The sequence below is a fragment of the Paenibacillus sp. FSL R5-0928 genome (assembly GCF_037970385.1).
Classification (GTDB): domain Bacteria; phylum Bacillota; class Bacilli; order Paenibacillales; family Paenibacillaceae; genus Paenibacillus_AQ; species Paenibacillus_AQ odorifer.
This window is the reverse complement of record NZ_CP150225.1, coordinates 7,017,596-7,038,837: the sequence shown is the minus strand read 5'-3', so window position 1 is coordinate 7,038,837 and position 21,242 is coordinate 7,017,596. Positions and strand designations below refer to the sequence as shown.

Here is a 21,242-nt window from a genome sequence, read left to right as displayed (position 1 = left end):
CTTACTTTCTCCCAGCATTTCGTTTATCAACTTGATATTTATAAAGATCCTGAATTTCCTTGCTTTCAATATCTTGACCTACATAAAAAATCAGAGTGGGATCATTTACTGGATGGGCATAAGAAAGGTAAGTGCGATGTATAAAATCAAAATCCATCTTACCCAGCTGGAAATCGATTTGATATTTATCTTCTAAATAGATTTCAAATTGCTTTTTTAAAGCCAGAGACTTCCACGGAAGTCCAAAGAATAAAAAGTAGACTCCTATAAGAAATATCAAAAAAATTAAGAGGAAAAGCGACTTTTTACTGAGAATGGTATGTTTTATAATTCATAACCCTCCCTAGCGTTTATTCTACATGAACTTTGCTGGAAATATCAAAATCAACCTCTTCAAGAAATTCAATAACTTCTCCATTGGGACTGTGAATGATCGCGTTTTTTATTAGAAGAGGCGGTTCGCCCAGAGACAGAGAGTCCGGTGCTATAAAAGCTTTTGCCCCATGTGCCAGGGCTTTTTGATACATCTCCTCTACATTATCTACATAGAAGGCAAGATGTAATAACGCTCCGTGCGCTATATCTTCATCAGACAAGGCTTTTTTTCCTTGAGCGGCGATGACTGCATCATTATCAAAAATCTCAATGCAGGTTCTGCGGTCAGGTGAAATCAGCATGGAGGCTTCTTTGATCTGAAAGGATGGCAGACTCCAATGATGACCTAGCTTAAATCCTAAAACGTCAATATAGAAAGAAATAGTTGCTTTATAGTCTTTGGCTTGAATCGCTACATGTGCAAGGCCTTTTACACTCATTTATAATCGCTCCCAACTTTAATATATATTTATTATAGTTGTATTAAAATATGAGATATATATATAAGATAAGTGTTTTGTAGTAATATGGTTATTAAATTTAAGGTATTTTAGTGGAATCAGTTTATTTTATAAAATGAGTTTAGGAGGCGCTTGCTATGGAACAACTTATAGATGACATTGATAAAAAGATTATGCAATTACTTCAGTACAATGCCCGAATGTCCATTTCACAAATCAGCAAAGAGGTTTCGATGTCACAACCCTCTGTTAAAGAACGAATGATCAAACTGGAGGAAAGGAATATCATTTCTGGGTATCATACAGCTTTTAATCTACGAGATCTGGATCGGGGCACAACTACGTTTATTCTATTAAAAACAGAACATTGCCAAGAGATTACGGATTTTTGCAAAAATGCTATGGAAGTTACCGATTTATATCGGATTAGCGGTGAATATAATTATCTCATAAAGGTGCAAACCGCGTCGATTGAGGAGTTAGCTGAATTCCAAGACAACCTTATAAAGTTTGGACCTTCAAAATCTCATATCAGTCTGAAAAATATATTGGAAAACAGGGTGTTGCTCTAAAGCCCATTTTCCAAACACAATATCTAGTAACCGCTTTCATTCCATTGTAGAATGGATGAAAACAACGTTAGCATTGACTCGGATACAAGGGAGCATGGGTATGGAGAGGTTTTTATTTAGTAAAAAGTATATTCCGTTCACCTATAAGATGATGATACCGTACCTCATTCTAGTATTGCTGACAGATGTATTGGTGGGTTATATAGCTTATACGATGCTCGTAGAGTCCAGAACGGAAATGGCGGAAACGAATGTCCGGACAGCTTTGAAGCAGACGAGGAACAATATCGAATATCAGACAGATGAAATCAAACGAATGACTAACTCGCTGTTTCTCAATACGAATTTTCAGAATGCTCTGCAGTTTAGGGGAGATGCATTGGAAAACATGCTCAAAATGAGGGATGACATCGTTCCTTATATGAAAGCCCCTCTGCAATTGTATGGGAACAATCTGAGACTTGTGCTTTATACCGCGAATGAGACGATGCTTGAAATCCCCGGTGATGATATGTCTGTACCTATCGGTAGAAGCGATTATTATATTCTTTCTGATCAGGTTATTGAAAATAAGGAATGGTTCAAGTCGATCGTTGCCAATAACAAAGACAGCTTGTGGCTTCAGGCGGACAGCGACAGTGAACTAAGCAATATTTCGTATTTCCGCAAGCTGGTTTCTTCCAAGGGAGGCCCGTCGATTATTGGTTATATTCGCGTCACGGCGAGAATTGACGAGCTTTTTGGCAATTTCGATACCTTTCCAATTGAACAGGGCATAGACCTTCGCCTAGTGGATAGGGTTAGTGGATTAACGCTTTATGAACAAGGTATTGTCGATGAACATGCGAAGCAAGATGCTTATCTGATCATTAGTGAAGATATTCCGTTGTCTGACTATGCTATCGAGGTACGGGTGCCGCATGCATACTTAAATAAAGATGCTAGCCGAATGCAGAAGGTGATCACCACTGTTTGTTTGATCAGCTTTTTAGTCATGGCGGTGATCGGCTTCCTCGTTGCCCGCATATCAGGCAAAAAAATTAAGCGAATCGTATATTTGGTCCGGTCGTTTCAGGAAGGGAATTTTTATAAAAGAATTGGGTTTGCCGGGAACGATGAATTTGTCTACATTGCTAATAGTTTTAATCAGATGGCGACTAGCATCCAGGACTTGATCCAGAACGTCTATGAGCAAGGTATTCAGAAAAAGCAAGCAGAACTGGATGTGCTTCAAGCTCAGATCAGTCCGCACTTTTTGTACAATACATTGTCGACCATTGGCAGCTTGGCCAATTTGGGCGAAGTTGAGAAGGTTACACAGATGGTACAAGGTCTTTCTAAATTCTATCGCCTCACCTTGAATGAAGGACATGTCTATATCTCTCTTGAAAAAGAGCTGGAGCAGGTAAGGATGTACCTTGAAATTCAGAGGGTAAAGTATGCCGATGCTTTTGAGGTTTATTATGATATTGATCCTGATATTTTACAGGTTCCCATCATCAAGCTGATTTTGCAGCCATTTGTAGAAAATATATTCAAGCATGCTTGGTTTGGGGAGACGATTGCGATCCGGATTACCGGAAAACGGCTGGGTGAACGCATCGAGCTTAAGGTTATCGATAACGGAATTGGTATGCGGGCGGACACACTGCGAAATATGCGTTCGAGCTCATTCCATTCGAGCAGCTATGGACTGAGAAACGTGGAGGAACGAATCAAGCTGAGATACGGCAATGATTTCGGCATTCATATCGGCAGTTACTTTGGGGCAGGAACGACCGTTCAAATTATCTTACCGGTGGATAATGCGGAAATCCGGGAAGTTATGGGGGAGTAAATAGTATGGCGATGGAGATCAACGTTCTGCTGGTGGATGATGAAGTGATCGATTTGGAATGGCTGAGACGGCGGGTGGCGGGCAGTGATCATTTGCCTTTGCATAGCGTGAGAACGGCAACGAGCGGTTTTTCCGCTTTAAAAATGATGGAGCAGCACCGCGTTGATATTATTCTCTCCGATATCCGCATGCCGATTATGTCAGGTGTGGAATTTGCCCGGAAAGCGAAGGAGATTAACCCTGAGGTCCATCTGCTTTTTATTAGCGGACATCAGGATTTCAACTATGCCAAAGAGGCGATTCAATTAAATGCCTCCGGTTATTTGCTTAAACCCGTCGATGATGACGAGTTGAATAAGACGCTGACTGAACTCTGCGCCAAGATTGAGAAGGAGAGGAAGCAGCATATTTCCTTGTCGGAAACACTGACGCTTGTGAATCAGGAGCTGCTGCTGCGCTGGTTTAACGAGACTGCCCCGGGGCAGGTCGAGACGCACATTCACAACGTTCTCACGTCATACTTACAAGGCGCGTCGGCGGTCGCCATCGTCGAGATCGACGATATGGCACGGAAAATACAAACTTGGACGGAAGAAGAGCGGAGTTTATGGAGCAGCGCAGCTAATCAGTTTATCCGGAAGTTCGCGCAAGATCAAAATTTAGGCATGGTCATCACAACCTATGACTATCATTTTGTGATCCTAGCTGCGGTTCAGGAACAATATTTTACCGCTTTGATGGAAGAGCTCATTCGGTCATTCTATCAGGAGTTCTCCTGTTCAATTACGATTGGAAGAGGGATGTACACAACAGAACTGGGTAAGCTGCATGATTCCTATCGGCAAGCTCAGGCTGCTTTAAGTATTAAATGGATTGTTGGGAAAAACAGAATCATCCAAGATGCTTCGGAATGGAGCCCGAAGGAAAAAATCGCCTCAGATTTAGAGGTTATTGTGGACCGGATGCTTAAAGCGATGCTCGACTACGACCTTACCACCATTGATGATTGTTTGCTGAAGCTGTTTGCCGGGGACAGTCCGCTCTCCCAGAAAAACGACATCTACGATATCATTATTCGAATTACCTCCAAGCTTCATGCCGATCTGCAGCAAATGAACGAGCATCTATACGAGATTTTAAATTGGGATTCGCATCATCCCTTTGTGCTGTTTCAGTTCGAAACGGTGCATGATATTCTCTCGTGGCTGAGAAGAAGGTTCTTTGAGTTGTCGGAGCTGCTTTATTTGAAACGGCAAAGACAAAAGCGGAAGTTAATTGATGAAATCACGGAATATGTGAAAGAAAGATTAGATCAAAAAATAACGCTGAACGAAGTGGCCGCCCACTTCGATTTTACGCCTAACTATCTGGGTCATTTGTTCAAGGTTGAAACCAACAGTTTATTCAGCGATTTTTTAAGTGAATTACGGATGAAACGGGTATGCGAGCTGCTCGAAGATCCGACTAAGAAAGTGTATGAGATTGCGGAACAAGCCGGATATAAAAATATTATTTATTTTAACAGACAGTTCAAGCACTACATGGGCATGTCGCCCGGCGAGTACCGGAAGAAAAATAAAATCTAACAAAACAGCGGTGAAATGAAAACCCGGCGATGATTTTTCTGTTATTGGAGAATCGCTGCCGGGTGTTTTTGGTTTATCCGCTAACCTTTTTTTGTCGAATCGTTGAATTAGTATTATGTTTAGTTGTTTCGCTGAATTATCTAAGCGTCTTCGCCCTTTTATAATGAGAGATATAGAGAAGAGAGGGGTGCAAAGATGAAAGGGCATACATTTTGGAGCGATTTGAAAAATTACAGGGTTCTCTTGCTGATGCTGGCTCCGGCGGTTGCTTTTTTCCTTCTGTTTGCCTACGTCCCGATGGCGGGTATTATTATTGCCTTCAAGCATTACGATTACGCGGGCGGTATTTTTGGAAGTGCCTGGAACGGACTCGACAACTTCCGCTTTTTCTTTGAATCAGGCGATGCTTGGCGGGTAACACGAAATACAGCACTATATAACATTGCGTTTATCGTCGTTAATAACAGTTTGCAAATTTTTGCAGCGATTATGTTGTTTGAGGTCGGTGGTAAATGGTTCCGCAAAATCACACAATCGGCGTTGTTCCTGCCTTACTTTATCTCATGGGTCGTTGTCGGAGCGATTGCTTATAACCTGCTCAATTATGATATTGGCACCGTGAATGCTTTGCTCAGAGGTATCGGACTCCAGCCTGTCGATATTTATAATACGCCTTCCTATTGGCCGTATATCCTGGTTATAGTTTCTGCATGGAAAAGTCTCGGATACGGAACGGTAATGTACTTGGCTGCGATTACGGGGATAGATACAGAAATGTATGAAGCGGCCGAAATTGATGGGGCTAATATTTTTCAGCGAATTATGAAAGTAACCATTCCAAATTTGTATCCGACGATTATTATTCTGGTGCTGCTGGCGGTCGGAAATATTTTCCGTGGTGATTTCGGGATGTTCTATAATATGATCGGCAACAACGGCTTGCTGTTCTCCTCGACAGACGTTATCGACACTTTCGTATTTAGGTCACTGATTACTTCGAATGATATCGGCATGTCAGCTGCAGCTGGTGTTTTCCAGTCCGTTCTTGGCTTTGCGACGATCATGTCAGTGAACTATGCTGTCCGTAAATACGACAAAGACCGCGCTCTGTTCTAATCGTATCAGGAGTTAAGTCTTTCATAATGGAGGTAACGATATGAAGCAGCTCGATCGTAAAATATTTTCAGGTATTGGTTATGTGTCCCTGATTTTTCTCTCAGTTTTATGTATTTTCCCTTTTATACTTGTCGTATCTTCATCCTTTACGGAAGAAACCAAAATCCTAACGGATGGTTATCAATTTATACCGACGGCCTTCTCAACCGAGGCCTATAGCATTTTGTTTAAGTATCCCGAACAGATGATTCAAGCCTATATAGTGACAATAGGGGTTACTATACTCGGCACGGTGCTTGGCTTGTTTCTGACTTCGATGACTGCTTATGCGCTATCCCGAAAAGATTTTAAGTGGCGCAATAAATTTTCATTCTTCTTTTTCTTTACGACTTTGTTCAGCGGCGGTTTAGTTCCGTGGTATCTGCTTATGGTCAACTACCTGCATATGAAGGATACGCTGATGGCCTTAGTGGTTCCGATGATGCTCAATGTCTTTTATATCATTGTTATGAAGTCTTTTATGGGCAGCATTCCGGAAGCGATTGTAGAATCAGCAAAAATTGACGGTGCAGGCGACTTTAAGATCTATGCTCGTCTAATCCTGCCGCTATCCAAGCCGGCGTTAGCTACCATTGGATTGTTTCTAGCACTAGCCTACTGGAATGACTGGTACAATGCATTGCTGTTTGTATCGAATGAAAACTTGATGCCGCTTCAATATTATTTGTATAAAATGCTAGGCAATATGGATGGCATGCGCAAAGCGATGATGGGTGCAGGGGCAGTCGTAACGACATCGATCCCAACCGAGAGTTTGAAAATGGCGATGACAGTTGTGGCCACTGGCCCGATTTTGCTGGCTTATCCATTCGTGCAGAGGTATTTTGTCCAAGGTTTGACGATTGGTGCTGTGAAAGGATGAACCCGGGGAAACTCGGTTTATCAATATAATTAAACACAAGGGGGAAGGCTTGAGATGCTGAAGAGAAATAGATTGATAATGCTAGCGCTCGTTTTAACCTTCGTAATGATTCTAAGTGCATGTGGTGGTGGAAACAACAATGCTAATACTTCTGCACAGGCTACAAATAATGCGTCAGAGGGGGGAAGCGACACTACGAACACCTCAGAACCTGCAACTACCTCAGACACCCTTGATACCTCAAAAGAAGTGAAGCTGAAAATGATTTTTGTTGGCCCTAAACCGATAGACTATGATAGCGTTTTTGCTGAGATTAATAAAAAGCTGAAAGAAAAAATTAATGCTACTGTAGAGGGCGAGTTCCTGGATTGGTCGGACTGGGCGCAAAAATATCCGTTGAAGCTGGCAGCAAATGAAGATTTTGACCTCATCTATTCGGCAAACTGGGCTGGCTACAATGACCAGGCGTTGAAAGGCGGATTCCTGGAATTGACTGATGAGCTGCTTACCAAATATATGCCGCAGACTTTAGCAGCCATGTCTGATGTGAGCTGGGATCAGGCTAAAGTAAACGGCAAACTGTACATGGTTCCACAAAACAGAGGGGAATCCGTTGAAAAACTGATTTTGTACCGTGAGGATTTGCGTAAGAAATACAATCTTCCTGAGATCAACAGCCCAGAAGCGTATGCCACTTACTTGAAAACCATAGCGCAAAACGAAAAAGGAATTACACCGTTCACTCCGGAAACAGGAGACTGGAAATTTCATAATTTGGACCGTGTATTGCTGAAGCAGCAAAACGAATGGAATATGTTTGATCTCGACCTTCCGTTTGCTTTCAAATTGACGGATGAAAAAGGGCAAGTATTTAACGTATATGAAACCCAAGAGTTTAAAGATCTACTCGTATATTACAAAGATCTTGCTGATAACAATGCATGGTCGAAAAACGTCCTTAACAGTAAAAATGATCATCAGGCCGATTTTAAAGCAGGCAAAACAGCATCGATTACACACAACAACGGAACACTTGGAGCACTTATGGCTTTGATGCGCCAAGAGAATTCCCCTTATGAAGTAGCTTTGGCTGACATCAACCAAGGCAAGAAGAAATCAGTGGCAATTTCAACACAAAACGGTACTTCGATCCACGCTACTTCCAGAAATGTGGAACGCTCCTTGATGTTCCTCGATCTGATGCAAAATGATAAAGAACTGCACGACCTGATGATGTACGGCCTTAGCGGTGTACATTACGAAGCGGTTGGCGATGACAAATATAAAGCACTTGAAAAGAATCCGAACTTTATGGGCTTCTCTAACTGGAACTTCAACTCGCCACTTAACCGTGACAATGAAGCATTCCCGCAAGAAGCAAACGATCTGGCTAAAGGCTGGGAAGCAAATGTCTATCACTACGCGCTTGAAACCTTTGTATTCGATAACAGCAAAGTGAAAACGGAAATTGCCAACATTGGTAACGTAATGCTCCGTTATGCGATTCCGCTCGAATACGGCGTAATTAAAGATATCGATAAAGGTCTTGAAGATCTGAACAAGCAACTGAAGTCCGCTGGCATTGATAAAATCCAAACCGAACTGCAAACTCAAATTGATGCTTTTTTGGCAAACAAATAAGATAAGGAATAAGGGAGACCTAACAGTCATCAAATGGCTGTTAGGTCTCCCTGTTTAATTGAACTCATCCGCGGGTGAAGTCGCTATCGGACACAGCGGACCCCACAGTCGCTATCAGCCTAAAACATGCCTAGAATGAAGCTCAGGATAAAGAATAGCTGCACTGGAGTCCGAAAGTCTGCTTTAAAGGCTGAAAATCAGTAAACTCAGGAGAACGGATACTCTTTGTGAAAAGGAATAAAAAAGAAGAACCGGCATGAGCTGCCGGTTCTTCTTAATATATAATTTGCGCACAACGAAATAACGTGATAATATGAGAAGACCACTGTTAATCCGTGTATTTTAGACAGATTTATTACATCTTATTTATACATTAATAATACCATGTGGATTAGCAGTTTGTCAAATTTGTATTTTTGCTTCTTGATAACAACCTTGAAAAGGAGCGTGTTAGTAAAAATGTTAAACGAAAAAGATTGGCAGCGAGAACAGGAACGGCTAGATTTGGTCACGGAAGAATTGCAATCAAAGATTGGCGAGCTGGAACCGGAAGTGACAGGATTACGTGAACAGGTAACGGACATCCGCAAGCGGTTTTGGGAGGAAGTTACGGTCAATACGAGCACACATGAGGATTTCGAGGAGACCTTTTACAGTATAAAACAGCAAGAAGCGTTGTTGTCTGAACGGGAGCGTAGTCACCGCCAACGGATGCAGCGTTATAAGAACATGAAACGGCTGCTGCCGTCGCCCTATTTTGGACGAATGGACTTTCAAGAAGAATGGTTGAACTCCAGTGAGCAAATCTATGTCGGGGTGGCGTCTTTCATCGATGCAGAAGGTGTGAATTTTCTGGTATATGACTGGCGGACACCTATTGCAAGTATGTATTATGACCATTCGCCAGGCCCCGCCTCTTACGATACACCGGGAGGACAAATCTCGGGAACGATGATGCTGAAGCGGCAATACCAGATCCGTCAGGGTCAGCTTCAGAACGTGTTCGATACGAGCTTAACGATCGGTGATGAATTACTTCAGCAGGTGCTTGGTAAGGGTGCGGATTCACAAATGAAGAGCATCGTGGCGACTATTCAGAAGGAACAGAATGCTATTATCCGCAACGATAGTAGTCGTATGCTCATTGTGCAGGGGGCTGCGGGCAGTGGGAAAACATCCGCAGCGCTGCAACGGGTAGCCTATTTGCTATATAAACACCGCGATAGGCTCAAGGCGGATCAGATTGTTCTTTTTTCGCCTAACCCGATGTTTAACAGTTATGTATCCACGGTGCTTCCCGAGCTTGGCGAAGAGAATATGCAGCAAACTACCTTTCAGGAGTATATTGATTATTGGCTTGGATCTACGCTTCGTCTAGAGGACCCGTTCGAGCAGATTGAATATGTACTGACGTCCAAAGCTTCTCCAGAGTATGAAGCGCGGCTAACTGGCATGCAGTATAAAGCTTCAGAAGCTTTTCTGCATGCTCTGCAAAACTATGCGTTGTGGTTAGGGAAGGAAGGGATGTTGTTTCATAGTATCTGCTTTCGGGATCGCGAGTTGATTACTGCGGAGCAGATGGAATCGCAATTTTACAGCTATGATAGCTCCATTCGTTTGGCTAATCGCATCGTTTTATTGCGTGAATGGCTACTGCGTCAGTTGGCTTCGCTGGAGCGTCAGGAACAGGAGGCATTCTGGGTTCAAGATGAACTCGATTACCTCGATACCGATCAGTATGCCGAAGCCTACAGTGAGATACTTAAGAAATATCGGCGGGAGGAAGCCGTCTTTGATTTTACGACTCAGTATCTTGAGAACTATGGGGATTTTCCTAATCAGGATCAAGGGGAAGAGAATGTTTTTGACTTTGGTCTGCAGGAAGAAGAACTGCTGCGCCGCATGATTGTGAAGGAGCACTTTAAACCGCTGAGACGCGATGTCAAACGGTTCAAGTTCATAGATACGATTGGGTTATACGATCAGTTGTTTATTGATGAAACCATCTATCGGAGAATGACAAACGAGACTGAGTTGCCTGCTCAGTGGCAGGGGATCTGTAAGCAAACGAAGGAAAAGCTGAGCCGCGATGAACTCTTTTGCGAGGATGCGACTCCATTCCTGTATTTAAAAGAACTTGTCGAGGGGACTCGTATGAACACAGAGGTGCGGCATCTGTTTATCGATGAAGGCCAGGATTATTCGCCGTTCCAATACGCGTTTCTCAAACAGCTGTTTCCCCGCGCGCGCATGACTGTGCTCGGCGATTTCGGCCAAGCGATTTTCCCGCAAGCAACGAATTTGCACGAGGTGGATTCGCCTTTGATCCGGCTTTATGGGGAAGATGAAACGAGCCTGATCCGTCTAATTCGAAGTTATCGATCAACTCGTCAGATTGTGGAGTTTACGAAGGCGTTGCTGCCTAATGAGGAGATCGTACCTTTTGAAAGAGAGGGTGAGAAGCCGTTCCTAGTGAAGGCGAGTAGCGACGTAGAGCGGGCGATAAGAATTAAAGAGGATCTCGCGGCGCTGATGGCTGAAGGGCTCGACTCTATTGCCGTTATTACCAAGACTGCAGCTGAAAGCCGTGCGGCCTATGAAGAATTAAAGAAACAAGGATGCGAAGCTCTGCGGCTTATTACGAAGGAGACGCTCACTTTTGAGAAGGGCATTTTAGTAATTCCCGCTTATCTCGCAAAAGGGGTTGAATTCGATGCCGTACTGATTTATGATGCTTCCACACAGACGTATGATCGGGAAAGCGAACGCAAGCTTTTTTATACAGCCTGTACGCGTGCGATGCATCGGCTTCTGCTGTACACAACGGGTGATTGGTCACACTTTATTCAGCCGTTAGAGGTATCTTTATATGAGGTCGTGCAATGAGATTGGAGAGATAAATGAAAAGCATATTGTATAAGTATATGAGTAAATTTACATCTCTTAACGAAATGGAACAGCAGGATATTGTTGAAGGTATTCCTATTGAGGAATACAAGAAGGGAACGGTACTCCTTAGACAAGGAGACGTTCCCTCAAAATGTTTTTTTGTGTTAAAGGGATGTGTGAGGCAGTCCTCGGTAGATGAATCGGGCAAAGAAGTCACATCTAATTTTTATACGGAAGAGCAAGCGGTTTCGATTTTTAATCGGCATCAAGAGAGTAGACCCTCAGCGTACACCTTAACCTGCCTAGAAGACAGCATATTGGTGGTTGGTGATCTTAATGCGGAACAGGATATGCTCCATAAACACGCTCAGCTGGAAACCATGATACGCAAAATGGTAGAGGAAAACCTGGGTGAGGTTCAGGATGAGTTGACTTCCTTTATTGCTTCCAATCCAGAAGAACGTTACAAAGCTTTGTTACAAAAAAGACCTCATTTACTTACCCGTGTCCCCCAACATCAACTAGCCAGTTATTTGGGGATTACGCCAGAGTCATTAAGTAGAATTAAGAAGCGGGTTCATTCCGGTGATGAATAGCAAAATCGTTATACACTTTTGGGGATTTTTCCACCTCTAAGCAGTAGCCATATCCCAAAGCCTAGTTCTCCTACAATCATAGGAATAGTAAAAATAAAATTAAGTGTTGTAATGACTGCCTCATATTGTGGGAGAAACATTTTGCTTAGATGAATGATAATATAGCCTATTGAAGCAAGCAGCAGCAAGATGCTGATTACTTTAGGAATGACATCGGATTTTAAAGCCACATAGCCCACTATTAACAAATGCCCGCCAAAAACGACTAACCCCATAGACCAAATGAATTGAAATGCATCCAGAAATAACATCATAAATGCTTGAGTTTGTTCGATTGTTAATGTGGAAAAGCCATTTGTGTTTCCCGTGAGCAGCAGCACAAATATCAAGGTTAAGATAGAGATTGCCAATATAGCGGAATAGGTTAAACGGAGCCATGCGCCGAGTAATGAAAGATTTTGGTTGACGGTTTCTAGAAACACATAAAACGCCCAGGCGACCAGAATGTCAGCAATCATAATGATGATCCAGCCCAAGATTTCCCCTTTGAAAAGGTTGTTGGAAGATACGATGTTAATAAATGTGGCACTGGCATCGCCTTGCACAACAAGAGTCCCATGGACAAAGCCATATGAAAAAAATGAAGCAATGGTCATGATGATCAGTGATATTCCAGCTGTTAAAGCGGACTTGCGCTGATTCGACAGGTCTTTTTCTGAGATAGCCATAAGATAGCCTCCTAAAGGACTTTTATTTCATTGTAATTAGGAGTACTATGCCGGGCATTGACTTAAATCAAGACTCTGAATCAATCAAGCGAAGTAAGTATCATTGTTATCGCGTTATCAACAAAGGATCGCTCCGGGCGGGATTTCAAGAGTACAGTAAGCCCTATTAGCGATACGATTAGTGCTTGTGCCAAGGCCTTCGCATTTACACCACCCTTAAGTTCACCTGATTGTATACCGCGTTCAATAGTTTCTTGAAATATGACCGATAGATACATTTGATGTTCTCTTGTAAGGATCTCGAATTTCTCATCATGAGGTGCCAGCTCGACCATTGTATTGATGCAAAAACATCCTCGGTTCACACTGCCTGAATACTCCTCCGCCACCACATCTTCAAAAAAACTACGAAAGGCTTTTTTCACGGATGGATTGCTTTGAAGTTGGGCTCGGACACGAGAAGCATGGGACATCGTATATTTACGTAGCGCAGCTTCGAACAATTCTTTTTTGTCTCCAAAAGCTGAGTATATACTGGGGCGTTGGATGCCCATTCTGGAAGTTAAATCACTTAATGAGGTAGCCTCATATCCCTTCTCCCAAAATAGCTCCATAGCTGATTCTAATACTTTTTCCTCGTCAAATTCACGGGTTCGAGCCATTATAACACCCCTCTTTATATTTGATTTCAATAATTGATTACCGAACAGTATTTTATAATACTAGAACTAGTCGTATAAATTGTCAAATGAAAGTCGGTGGCATCAAATATTTATGTTGACATCATTTGTTTTGTGAGATAAATTTACTGAGCACAATAACATACTGATCGGTATGGAAAGTGTTTGCGATTTAAATTTAACAGAGAAAGGGTGTGTCCAAAATGCAAGGGACTAAAGAGAAGCTTTCGTCACAAGAGACGCATACGCCATCTGATTCTATTCATGCTTCCTCGATGCCTCGTTATATGACACTTTTGTTTGCCGTTGTCTGCGGGATGTCGGTTGCAAACATCTACTTTGCACAACCGTTGCTTGATCATTTGTCGAGAGAATTTGGTATTGATTATTCAACCATTGGTATTCTTATTACTATCACGCAGATTTTTTATGCAGTGGGGCTGTTACTGCTCGTGCCACTAGGAGATTTACTGAATCAGCGCCGCCTGATTATCGGCCAGATGTTATTATCTGTGGTGGCTTTGATTATCGTGGGTACTGCCTCTTCCAGCACGGTACTATTCGTAGGTATGGCCTCAGTGGGACTACTCGCTGTTGTAACACAGACGCTTGTTGCGTTCGCGGCGACAATGGCTGCCCCTGCCGAACGCGGGCGAGTCGTAGGCATGGTCACAAGTGGAATTGTGATTGGAATACTTCTTGCGCGATCCATTTCAGGAATACTTACAGATCTTGCAGGTTGGCGTTCCGTATACCTTGTTTCTGCTGCTTTAATGCTTTGTATGGTGTGTACATTATTTAGGGTGTTGCCAAATGTGGAACGTGAGGTAAAAACACTGTCATACGCTCAGCTGCTTAGTTCAGTGTTTATGTTGTTTGTGCAAGAGAGAGTATTGCGTATCCGCGCTATTCTGGCTTTGCTGATTTTTACTGCTTTCAGTATTCTGTGGACTTCTGTGGTCTTGCCTCTTAGTGCTCCGCCGTTATCACTTTCACATACTGCAATTGGGGCATTTGGTCTGGCGGGAATTGTGGGAGCATTAGCTGCTGCGCGGGCGGGAAAGCTAGCTGATCAGGGTCATGGACAGAGAACGACAGGCATAGCATTACTTCTATTGTTGATATCATGGTGGTTTATCAGTTTTACGGAGCAGTCGCTGTTGGCATTGGTCGTTGGTATTGTTCTGCTTGATTTGGCTGTGCAGGCGGTGCATGTCACCAATCAAAGTATCATACTTACCTTGCGCATGGAGGCACGTAGTCGGCTCACCGCAGGGTATATGGTTTTTTACTCCATTGGAAGTGCTACCGGATCGATTGCTTCCACTCAAATATATTCTCACTATGGCTGGAACGGGGTATGTTGGCTTGGAGCTTCTGTTAGTGCTGTGGCTTTTTTATTTTGGGCTGTAACCTTGCGTGCTACGAATGCCGCGTTGCAACGGCGCCCTGCTTGGAAATAATCGGGGCAAGTCAATAAGGGTGGAGGTTCCGGTTTCCGGGCATGTTATTTAAAACAGGTTTGGGAGGGGATAAGGATGTCTAGAAGAAACAGGAAATATGCAGTGCCGGGAGCCAGCCGCGGAATGCAAATTTTTAAAGCGGAAGTGATGCGCCGCGAGGGGTATGACGTAGATCCGGAGCGGCCTGATGATGTGAAATACGAAGTTGCAAAAGAACTGGGTGTCCCTTTGGAGCACGGTCAAAATGGTCATTTGAGCACAGAATCGGTGGGCCAGATCGGCGGTAAAATTGGTGGATCGATGGTCCGCGAAATGATTCGTCTCGCACAGCAGCAATTGGTGGACCAGGAAAGGCAGTAGCATTTTTCTAATATATGTTGCTGAGATCGCGGGAGGCGGTTTTTGTCCTATATTGTATGGGACTGAGACCGTCCTTTCGGTGTTTGCGTTATTTTATATTTGTATAGTAAAAAAAATCCTGAAATTCCCTAAAACAACCTGATTCATGGTAGAATTTTACCGATGTTCCACGGTATAGTGGAGAAGGATATATCATCATTCAAGTCTGTAGTGGGAGAGGAATTATCAGATGAATCAGAGATATCGCAAACGCAACACGGCTGCTTTTACGGGGGCATCGTATTTTGCATTGGGGGCAGGACTTTTTCTATTCTGTTTGGGAGTGTACAACGACACTTGGGAGCTAAACGTAAAAGGGTATTATTTGCTTTGTATGGTGTTAATTACGATTTCCTGTATCGTTGTGCAAAAGGTGGTTAGGGACAATACAGAGGATAAAGAATTTCGTTTGGATAACCCTAAACACAGGATGAGAAACACAGGGGCCTTCACAATTATGGCTTTTGTGGGTTTGATTATCGGGTATGCGATGTTTTTTATTGGCCTTTACAATGCTCCATTTGAATTAAATGTAAAGGGGTATTACATAGCTGTTATTCTCTTGATTTCTTATAGCGCTATTGGCGTTCAGAAAGTGACGCGGGATAACGCGGAAGATAACGAGATTCTTGCCGAGCAAGAGGTGAGACGGGACATCCAAGGATAAAGAGGGATATAGCCAGCTTTCTCGCTGCCAACAGCAAGCTGCTTCAACTTTACTTACCATCATAAATTGTAAACAGGAGCTTCGTGTATTAACGGAGCTTCTGTTTATTTTTTTGAAATAGCAGCAATAATCTTGCCGATCTGAACATTATGAGGACTATTTGTTAGAACAACATCCTTAGTTTGGATTGTTTTTTACTATACGGTTCTCTATACTCTTCATAATACTTGAAGTAGGAGTGGATAATGGATGATCCGTCTGAAGGATATAGGGAAGTTCGAGGAACTGCCGCAAATGGCCATGCATATTTACAATGGAAACATTCCGGAATTAGAGGCTGCCATTAGAGCAGGCTGGGATATTGAAGAGGGCATCGTCCTTAGCCAATATACTACGTTAACCCCGTTAGATTTGGCGCTTATATCAGAGAGAATGGATGTCATAAAGCTGCTGGTACAGCACGGTGTAAATCTGAATGTGAAGAATAATCCGGCTTTTTTGCTCGCGGTTCGCTATTGCAAAGAAGATATCGTCCGCTATATTGCAGCACAAGGGGCTAAACTGGACAAGCTTAATCAGGTCAAGTCAGGTGCATATTCGCAAGCCTACTATGGCAACAAAAACAATATCCCGCTCATACATGAGCTAGGATTAGATATTAAGCAGCATGGTGGGGGTGTATTACGCAAAGCGGTGTCAGATCATGACCTTAAGACCGTTACTTATTTACTGGATCATGGGGTGGACATTAATTACAACAAATCCGATATGGTCTATCCTTATCAAGCGACTCCGTTAACAGTTGCCACAAGAATGGGTAATCAAGCGATGGTACAATTTTTGATTGAACGTGGCGCAGACGTTACCTTGGCAGAAAAAGATGGCGATCGCCCGTACACCATTGCAGTGAGTAATAAGAATACAGCTTTGGCTGACTATTTGAAATCGTTAGAGCCGGCTGAATTTCATGATATCGAGAACAAGAAGTTTGAGCTGAGAAAATATAAATTGTCTGATGAATTGGTTAGCTTTCTTACTGGAAAAAATCTGCGTCTTGAGCTAACACAAAATGAATATGAAATTAGATATATCGACTTTTTCACATTAACTGATACCATTGAAATGAAAATCGGCCGGCAAAAGCTGCTCCGTCTGTCAGCCGATATAGATAATTACTCTGATCTGCTGCTTATGTGGAATCCGAAGAAAAAAGGCCTGATCGGCTGTTACGACGTGGAACATCAGACGTACGCGGATTTATGTAGTTTTGCAGAATTTCTCACGCAGCCGGAGATATACCTTATTAATTATCTTGAAGGAACATAGTTGTTAATATCTCTTGATCTGCCTATTTCTTTTGCAGGAATCATTCTATTCGTCGTTGAATATATCCCGGTAACCGTATTACGTATTCAAAATACGTAGCCACAGGAGGAGAACAACATTGAAATCGATTACCGTTCAAAGCCTTACGGAAACGTTTAAGCTGGAAGTGCTTGCGGGTGCTAGCTGCATGGACCGTGAGATTACTCGCTCAAAGACACATAGACCTGGCCTGGAGTTCGTGGGTTACTTCGATTTTTTCCCCATGAAGCGAGTACAAGTATTGGGCCGCAAAGAAATCAATTATCTGCTAAAGCTAAGCGTTGAGCAACGCAAGTTACATATTGGCAATATCGTTAAGTATCATCCCCCATGCTTTATTGTGACGACGGGTCAGCAGGAGATTCCTTATTTGACTTTATTCTGCGACCAAGAAGGTATACCACTACTTCGAACGGAAGAGACGACGTCAGAGTTCATCGCAAAGATTGATACTTATCTGGTGAAGGCGCTGGCGCCTGAACTTTCAATTCATGGAGTGTGTGTGAACGTGTCCGGCATAGGGGTCCTATTGAGAGGCAAGTCCGGGATCGGAAAAAGCGAAACCGCTCACACGCTCATTAGAAGAGGTCATCGGTTTGTGGCCGATGATGTAGTTGTGCTTAAGAAGCTGGGACCGGCTACGCTTCTTGGCACACATAATGAAACGACCCGTGAATTCCTAGCGCTGCGCAGTATTGGTCTGATCAATGTTGTACGGCAGTACGGGCGTAGAGCTTTTCAGGAAGAGACACGAATTGTACTCGACATCGAGTTGTCACCATGGCGGGAGAATTCCTTGAATAATGAGCTCGAAATCGAACCCCAGTTCACAGACTATCTTGGCGTGCAAATTCCGCATATTGAAGTTCAGCTTCAGCCTGGCCGCGATGTGGCTGGCCTGATCGAAGCGGCTGCGAATAATTGGTACCTTAAGCAGCTTGGCTATAGTGCCGCTGAAGAGTTCCTGCAGAGGATCGAAAACGGGATGCAGTCGTAAAGGCAAGATAGAAGGCAGCAATTATAGTTACCCATAAATAAATGGTTTTCTGTATACGAAAAACAGGCCGCAGATAAACGCTGCGGTCTGTTTTTCACAGCAAAAAGGGAAGTTGTCTTTTGATTGATATGGCTAGGACATGCGTTATTGGCTGGGCATAGGTTAGAAATGGTATAATTTCTAATAGGTATTTTGAGTGATCGTTAATAGGAGGTATTAATGATGAGTGATGAGTTATTGGCAAAATTGGATGAATGGCATGAGGAAGATGAATTTCAAGAAATCGTGGATGCAATCACGGAAATTCCTGAAGAGGAAAGAGATTATGTTCTGACTAGTCATTTGGGCAGGGCGCTTAATAATCTCGGGCAATATGAAGAGGCTTTAGAGCAGTATCTGAGCATTGAAGAAGAGGGTGAAGGTGACCCGCTCTGGCATTACCGTATCGGGGTTTCTTATTATTACCTGAAAAGATATGACGAAGCTTTAAAAGCGTTTACGATTGCCGATCAGCTGGAGCCTGATGATGAAGACACATTGGAGTTTCTGGGCTGGATCAAACGTAAATTGGCTAAAAAAGCTGCGAAAAAGCCTGTAAGCAAACCTGCTAAGAAGCCTGTAATCGCGTTGGATACCACTAATTTCTGGGATGACAGCGAGTATGCGTTCTCAGAATATATCTCTGATCCGCCTTCAGATGCATTGATTACATCAGTACAAGAAGAGCTGGTCTTCAAGCTGCCTGCTTCCTATGTGGATATGATGAAGTTACATAATGGGGGAATTCCTCATAACAATCGTTATCCGATTCCGGGAACAGGAGAATTTATTACGATTTCTGGTATCCTCGGAATTGGACGAGATAAGAATAAGTCGCTGTGTGGAGCTTCAGGCAGCCGGACTGTGATTGAAAATGGACGTTATCCTGAAGTTGGCGTGGTGATTTGTGATTGTCCTTCTGAGAATGAAGTGGTAATGCTGGATTACCGCGAGTTCGGGAATGATGGCGAACCTGAGGTTATTCATGTAGATCGGGATAACAAATACAAAATCACACGTTTGGCTGATAATTTTGAGACCTTTATCAGCGGACTGGTGAAATAGTCCATTTCGCTGGCTAAGAATACTTATAATCAAATCAAGGCATTCCTTAAGAGGAGTGCCTTTTTCTATTAGGTGATTATTAGGGAAGCGTCTTTCGGACTCAGCTGACCTTAAATGCAGCTTTTTCGCATATTTGGAATGCCAACGGACCGCATAGCAGCTATTGGCATAAAAAACACCCAATATGAACCCGATTCATAGGAATAGCGTCGCTGGAGTCCGAAACTACGCACAAAAGGCTAAAAACATGCCAATAACGTCATCTGGGTCCGAAAGCCTCAGTGGACGAATACGATTCGGCGATTTAGCTGAAGGTGAGGCTGATTCGAAGTCGTTGGGTTTTACTAGCCAATAATCGGTCTTGAGTCAGCTAACCAACGACCCAAAACACAGAGCAGCGGTGCCCCCATTAATGGGGAACCGCTGCTCTGCTGTCTTTTTCTCGGATCATTGCTGGGTGCTAAACACCTTAGATTGCAGGATATCGAGGGCATGGTTAATCTCGGCTAATTCCTCTGGGGGAACCTCTTTAATCCGGTTCAGAAAACGTTCACCGATCCGTTCAAAAGCCTCGTTCATCATCGCTTGTCCAGCATCAGACAACCGAATCATTTGCTTACGCCGGTCCTCGGCGACATCAAGCTTCTCACACAGGTTTTTTTCTGTTAATTTCTTGAGCTCACGGCTGGTATTCGGCATAGAGATATTCTTACAATCGCTGATTTGGCTGAGGGTAACAGGCTGGCTAACCGCAATATATTCCAGAATACTATATTGAACGGGCGTAATGCCTTCCGGTCTAACATCTTTGGTAAAGTCAAATGTTACTTCATGGACTGCTGTCGTAAAGGTAACAATTTTCTGAAAAAACGCTTGTTTGTCCATAAGGATCACCTCTTATTGTAAACATTAACAAAATAATTATCATAATACAATTATCATTTGACAACTAAATAACGGTTGTGATACCATTTTGTTATCAAATGATAATTAAAGAGGTGGAGCAATGAACGTTTTAGTCATCTATACACATCCGAATCATAAAAGTTTAAGTTATGCTTTTTTCAATAAAGTCATTCAGGGAAGTAATGAGAATCAAAAGATCACGAAGATAGAGGTCCTTGATCTTTACGAAGAGCAATTTGATCCTGTGCTGGTCTTTAATGAAAATAAACGTAGAAGAGACATGCATATTGATCCCAAGCTCGAGAAGTATCGGGAGCAGATTCGTCAGGCCGATAAAATTGTGTTTGTGTATCCAATCTGGTGGGGACGTCCCCCCGCGATGTTGCTCGGTTATATTGACCAAATGTTTGCTTCTAATTTCGCTTACAGAGAAAAGGGTGGCCTCATCCCCGAAGGGCTGCTGAAAGGAAAGTCAGTGGTTTGCATTTCCAGCATGAAGGGGCCGACCCTCTATCCTTTATATTGGTTGAATAATTCCCATAAAGTGCTGATGAGAAAAGCATTATTTCAATATTGTGGCATCAAGAAAGTGAAGTTTTTCGAATTTGGGAATATGGAGAGTCCGAAAGGGAAACATGATAAGAAGTTAAATCAGGTGTACCAATATTTTAAAGCTGTGGCTAATTAATACCTCGAAAATATCTGCTCTATGATTATTCAAGATAATACTGGAAGTGGATGTCTCAAGCGATCCCATAGTTGGATGGTTCAAAACAACGGTGGGATCAAACCAAATGTTTTCCACGATATAAATACGCGCATACATTGTAGTCATACATTTCTTCCACCGGCTGCTTTTTTTATTCAGCCTCCTTATTTACTATTAATTGTGAAAGCCTTAATTATATACAACTCGTATGTGATTAAATATAATTAAT

At 42.8% G+C, this 21,242-nt stretch carries 20 protein-coding genes and 1 pseudogene; 16 read left to right on the top strand and 5 right to left on the bottom strand.

Features of this window, described 5'->3' with window-relative positions; translation table 11 throughout:
* Position 1: 1 nt before the first annotated feature.
* Together MKZ16_RS31895 and MKZ16_RS31890 are read right to left on the bottom strand one after the other, a co-directional pair.
* Positions 2 to 280, bottom strand: a complete 279-nt coding sequence (locus MKZ16_RS31895; protein ID WP_036682344.1) for a hypothetical protein — start codon at positions 278 to 280, stop codon at positions 2 to 4.
* A gap of 70 nt (positions 281 to 350) precedes the next feature.
* On the bottom strand, positions 351 to 815 hold the full coding sequence (locus MKZ16_RS31890) for a VOC family protein (protein WP_038573867.1): 465 nt from the start codon (positions 813 to 815) through the stop codon (positions 351 to 353).
* Between the two features lie 158 nt (positions 816 to 973).
* On the opposite strand from MKZ16_RS31890, the gene MKZ16_RS31885 reads away from it, so the two are divergent.
* The 8 genes from MKZ16_RS31885 (at position 974) to MKZ16_RS31850 (ending at position 11,995) form a co-directional block, all read left to right on the top strand.
* The gene (locus MKZ16_RS31885) at positions 974 to 1,408 is read left to right on the top strand and encodes an Lrp/AsnC family transcriptional regulator (protein WP_038573865.1); all 435 of its coding nucleotides are present in this window, start codon (positions 974 to 976) and stop codon (positions 1,406 to 1,408) included.
* Between the two features lie 100 nt (positions 1,409 to 1,508).
* The gene (locus tag MKZ16_RS31880; protein ID WP_076105121.1) at positions 1,509 to 3,245 is read left to right on the top strand and encodes a sensor histidine kinase; all 1,737 of its coding nucleotides are present in this window, start codon (positions 1,509 to 1,511) and stop codon (positions 3,243 to 3,245) included.
* A gap of 5 nt (positions 3,246 to 3,250) precedes the next feature.
* A complete protein-coding gene (locus MKZ16_RS31875) occupies positions 3,251 to 4,831 on the top strand; it encodes a response regulator (RefSeq protein ID WP_305953737.1) in 1,581 nt (526 codons plus the stop codon).
* 195 nt (positions 4,832 to 5,026) lie between these two features.
* Positions 5,027 to 5,947, top strand: a complete 921-nt coding sequence (locus MKZ16_RS31870; protein WP_036682339.1) for an ABC transporter permease subunit — start codon at positions 5,027 to 5,029, stop codon at positions 5,945 to 5,947.
* Between the two features lie 40 nt (positions 5,948 to 5,987).
* Positions 5,988 to 6,869, top strand: a complete 882-nt coding sequence (locus MKZ16_RS31865) for a carbohydrate ABC transporter permease (protein WP_036682338.1) — start codon at positions 5,988 to 5,990, stop codon at positions 6,867 to 6,869.
* A gap of 54 nt (positions 6,870 to 6,923) precedes the next feature.
* Complete coding sequence (locus tag MKZ16_RS31860) at positions 6,924 to 8,510, top strand: ABC transporter substrate-binding protein (protein ID WP_036682336.1); 1,587 nt, start codon at positions 6,924 to 6,926, stop codon at positions 8,508 to 8,510.
* Positions 8,511 to 8,969: 459 nt separating this feature from the next.
* The gene (gene helD / locus MKZ16_RS31855; RefSeq protein WP_076105120.1) at positions 8,970 to 11,396 is read left to right on the top strand and encodes an RNA polymerase recycling motor HelD; all 2,427 of its coding nucleotides are present in this window, start codon (positions 8,970 to 8,972) and stop codon (positions 11,394 to 11,396) included.
* Positions 11,397 to 11,410: 14 nt separating this feature from the next.
* Positions 11,411 to 11,995 carry a Crp/Fnr family transcriptional regulator gene (locus tag MKZ16_RS31850; protein ID WP_036682333.1) on the top strand — a complete coding sequence of 195 codons (585 nt, stop codon included), beginning with the start codon at positions 11,411 to 11,413 and terminating at the stop codon, positions 11,993 to 11,995.
* Between the two features lie 8 nt (positions 11,996 to 12,003).
* On the opposite strand, the gene MKZ16_RS31845 is transcribed toward MKZ16_RS31850, so the two are convergent.
* The gene (locus MKZ16_RS31845) at positions 12,004 to 12,723 is read right to left on the bottom strand and encodes a DUF4386 domain-containing protein (RefSeq protein WP_076105119.1); all 720 of its coding nucleotides are present in this window, start codon (positions 12,721 to 12,723) and stop codon (positions 12,004 to 12,006) included.
* Positions 12,724 to 12,803: 80 nt separating this feature from the next.
* Positions 12,804 to 13,385 (bottom strand): TetR/AcrR family transcriptional regulator, encoded by a 582-nt coding sequence (locus MKZ16_RS31840; protein ID WP_036682330.1) that lies wholly within the window; start codon positions 13,383 to 13,385, stop codon positions 12,804 to 12,806.
* Between the two features lie 293 nt (positions 13,386 to 13,678).
* Here MKZ16_RS31840 and MKZ16_RS31835 point away from each other — a divergent pair, with 293 nt between their 5' ends.
* The 7 genes and pseudogenes from MKZ16_RS31835 (at position 13,679) to MKZ16_RS31805 (ending at position 19,398) form a co-directional block, all read left to right on the top strand.
* Positions 13,679 to 14,866: an MFS transporter gene (locus tag MKZ16_RS31835; RefSeq protein ID WP_076105191.1), complete on the top strand. Its 1,188-nt coding sequence runs from the start codon at positions 13,679 to 13,681 to the stop codon at positions 14,864 to 14,866.
* 75 nt (positions 14,867 to 14,941) lie between these two features.
* A complete protein-coding gene (locus MKZ16_RS31830) occupies positions 14,942 to 15,226 on the top strand; it encodes an alpha/beta-type small acid-soluble spore protein (protein ID WP_036682328.1) in 285 nt (94 codons plus the stop codon).
* 229 nt (positions 15,227 to 15,455) lie between these two features.
* A pseudogene (locus tag MKZ16_RS31825) lies at positions 15,456 to 15,668 on the top strand (YiaA/YiaB family inner membrane protein); the annotation flags it as partial.
* Between the two features lie 27 nt (positions 15,669 to 15,695).
* Positions 15,696 to 15,932, top strand: coding sequence for a YiaA/YiaB family inner membrane protein (locus MKZ16_RS31820; protein WP_305953738.1), 237 nt, complete (start codon positions 15,696 to 15,698; stop codon positions 15,930 to 15,932).
* A gap of 249 nt (positions 15,933 to 16,181) precedes the next feature.
* The gene (locus MKZ16_RS31815) at positions 16,182 to 17,258 is read left to right on the top strand and encodes an ankyrin repeat domain-containing protein (protein ID WP_076105117.1); all 1,077 of its coding nucleotides are present in this window, start codon (positions 16,182 to 16,184) and stop codon (positions 17,256 to 17,258) included.
* A 118-nt stretch (positions 17,259 to 17,376) separates the two neighbouring features.
* On the top strand, positions 17,377 to 18,294 hold the full coding sequence (gene hprK, locus MKZ16_RS31810; RefSeq protein ID WP_036682323.1) for an HPr(Ser) kinase/phosphatase: 918 nt from the start codon (positions 17,377 to 17,379) through the stop codon (positions 18,292 to 18,294).
* 222 nt (positions 18,295 to 18,516) lie between these two features.
* The gene (locus MKZ16_RS31805; protein WP_076105116.1) at positions 18,517 to 19,398 is read left to right on the top strand and encodes an SMI1/KNR4 family protein; all 882 of its coding nucleotides are present in this window, start codon (positions 18,517 to 18,519) and stop codon (positions 19,396 to 19,398) included.
* 447 nt (positions 19,399 to 19,845) lie between these two features.
* On the opposite strand, the gene MKZ16_RS31800 is transcribed toward MKZ16_RS31805, so the two are convergent.
* Complete coding sequence (locus MKZ16_RS31800; RefSeq protein WP_076105115.1) at positions 19,846 to 20,283, bottom strand: MarR family transcriptional regulator; 438 nt, start codon at positions 20,281 to 20,283, stop codon at positions 19,846 to 19,848.
* 121 nt (positions 20,284 to 20,404) lie between these two features.
* On the opposite strand from MKZ16_RS31800, the gene MKZ16_RS31795 reads away from it, so the two are divergent.
* A complete protein-coding gene (locus MKZ16_RS31795; protein ID WP_036682318.1) occupies positions 20,405 to 20,992 on the top strand; it encodes an NAD(P)H-dependent oxidoreductase in 588 nt (195 codons plus the stop codon).
* Positions 20,993 to 21,242 lie beyond the last annotated feature (250 nt).

What these genes read in the sequence shown, in the direction of transcription:
- MKZ16_RS31800 (WP_076105115.1), bottom strand. Translation starts at nt 20,283, where the DNA reads ATGGACAAACAAGCGTTTTTTCAGAAAATTGTTACCTTTACGACAGCA.
- helD (WP_076105120.1), top strand. Translation starts at nt 8,970, where the DNA reads ATGTTAAACGAAAAAGATTGGCAGCGAGAACAGGAACGGCTAGATTTG.
- MKZ16_RS31885 (WP_038573865.1), top strand. Translation starts at nt 974, where the DNA reads ATGGAACAACTTATAGATGACATTGATAAAAAGATTATGCAATTACTT.
- MKZ16_RS31870 (WP_036682339.1), top strand. Translation starts at nt 5,027, where the DNA reads ATGAAAGGGCATACATTTTGGAGCGATTTGAAAAATTACAGGGTTCTC.
- MKZ16_RS31875 (WP_305953737.1), top strand. Translation starts at nt 3,251, where the DNA reads ATGGCGATGGAGATCAACGTTCTGCTGGTGGATGATGAAGTGATCGAT.
- MKZ16_RS31795 (WP_036682318.1), top strand. Translation starts at nt 20,405, where the DNA reads ATGAACGTTTTAGTCATCTATACACATCCGAATCATAAAAGTTTAAGT.
- MKZ16_RS31850 (WP_036682333.1), top strand. Translation starts at nt 11,411, where the DNA reads ATGAAAAGCATATTGTATAAGTATATGAGTAAATTTACATCTCTTAAC.
- MKZ16_RS31805 (WP_076105116.1), top strand. Translation starts at nt 18,517, where the DNA reads ATGAGTGATGAGTTATTGGCAAAATTGGATGAATGGCATGAGGAAGAT.
- MKZ16_RS31890 (WP_038573867.1), bottom strand. Translation starts at nt 815, where the DNA reads ATGAGTGTAAAAGGCCTTGCACATGTAGCGATTCAAGCCAAAGACTAT.
- MKZ16_RS31815 (WP_076105117.1), top strand. Translation starts at nt 16,182, where the DNA reads ATGATCCGTCTGAAGGATATAGGGAAGTTCGAGGAACTGCCGCAAATG.
- MKZ16_RS31830 (WP_036682328.1), top strand. Translation starts at nt 14,942, where the DNA reads ATGTCTAGAAGAAACAGGAAATATGCAGTGCCGGGAGCCAGCCGCGGA.
- MKZ16_RS31860 (WP_036682336.1), top strand. Translation starts at nt 6,924, where the DNA reads ATGCTGAAGAGAAATAGATTGATAATGCTAGCGCTCGTTTTAACCTTC.
- MKZ16_RS31880 (WP_076105121.1), top strand. Translation starts at nt 1,509, where the DNA reads ATGGAGAGGTTTTTATTTAGTAAAAAGTATATTCCGTTCACCTATAAG.
- MKZ16_RS31845 (WP_076105119.1), bottom strand. Translation starts at nt 12,723, where the DNA reads ATGGCTATCTCAGAAAAAGACCTGTCGAATCAGCGCAAGTCCGCTTTA.
- MKZ16_RS31820 (WP_305953738.1), top strand. Translation starts at nt 15,696, where the DNA reads ATGAGAAACACAGGGGCCTTCACAATTATGGCTTTTGTGGGTTTGATT.
- MKZ16_RS31840 (WP_036682330.1), bottom strand. Translation starts at nt 13,385, where the DNA reads ATGGCTCGAACCCGTGAATTTGACGAGGAAAAAGTATTAGAATCAGCT.
- MKZ16_RS31865 (WP_036682338.1), top strand. Translation starts at nt 5,988, where the DNA reads ATGAAGCAGCTCGATCGTAAAATATTTTCAGGTATTGGTTATGTGTCC.
- MKZ16_RS31835 (WP_076105191.1), top strand. Translation starts at nt 13,679, where the DNA reads ATGCCTCGTTATATGACACTTTTGTTTGCCGTTGTCTGCGGGATGTCG.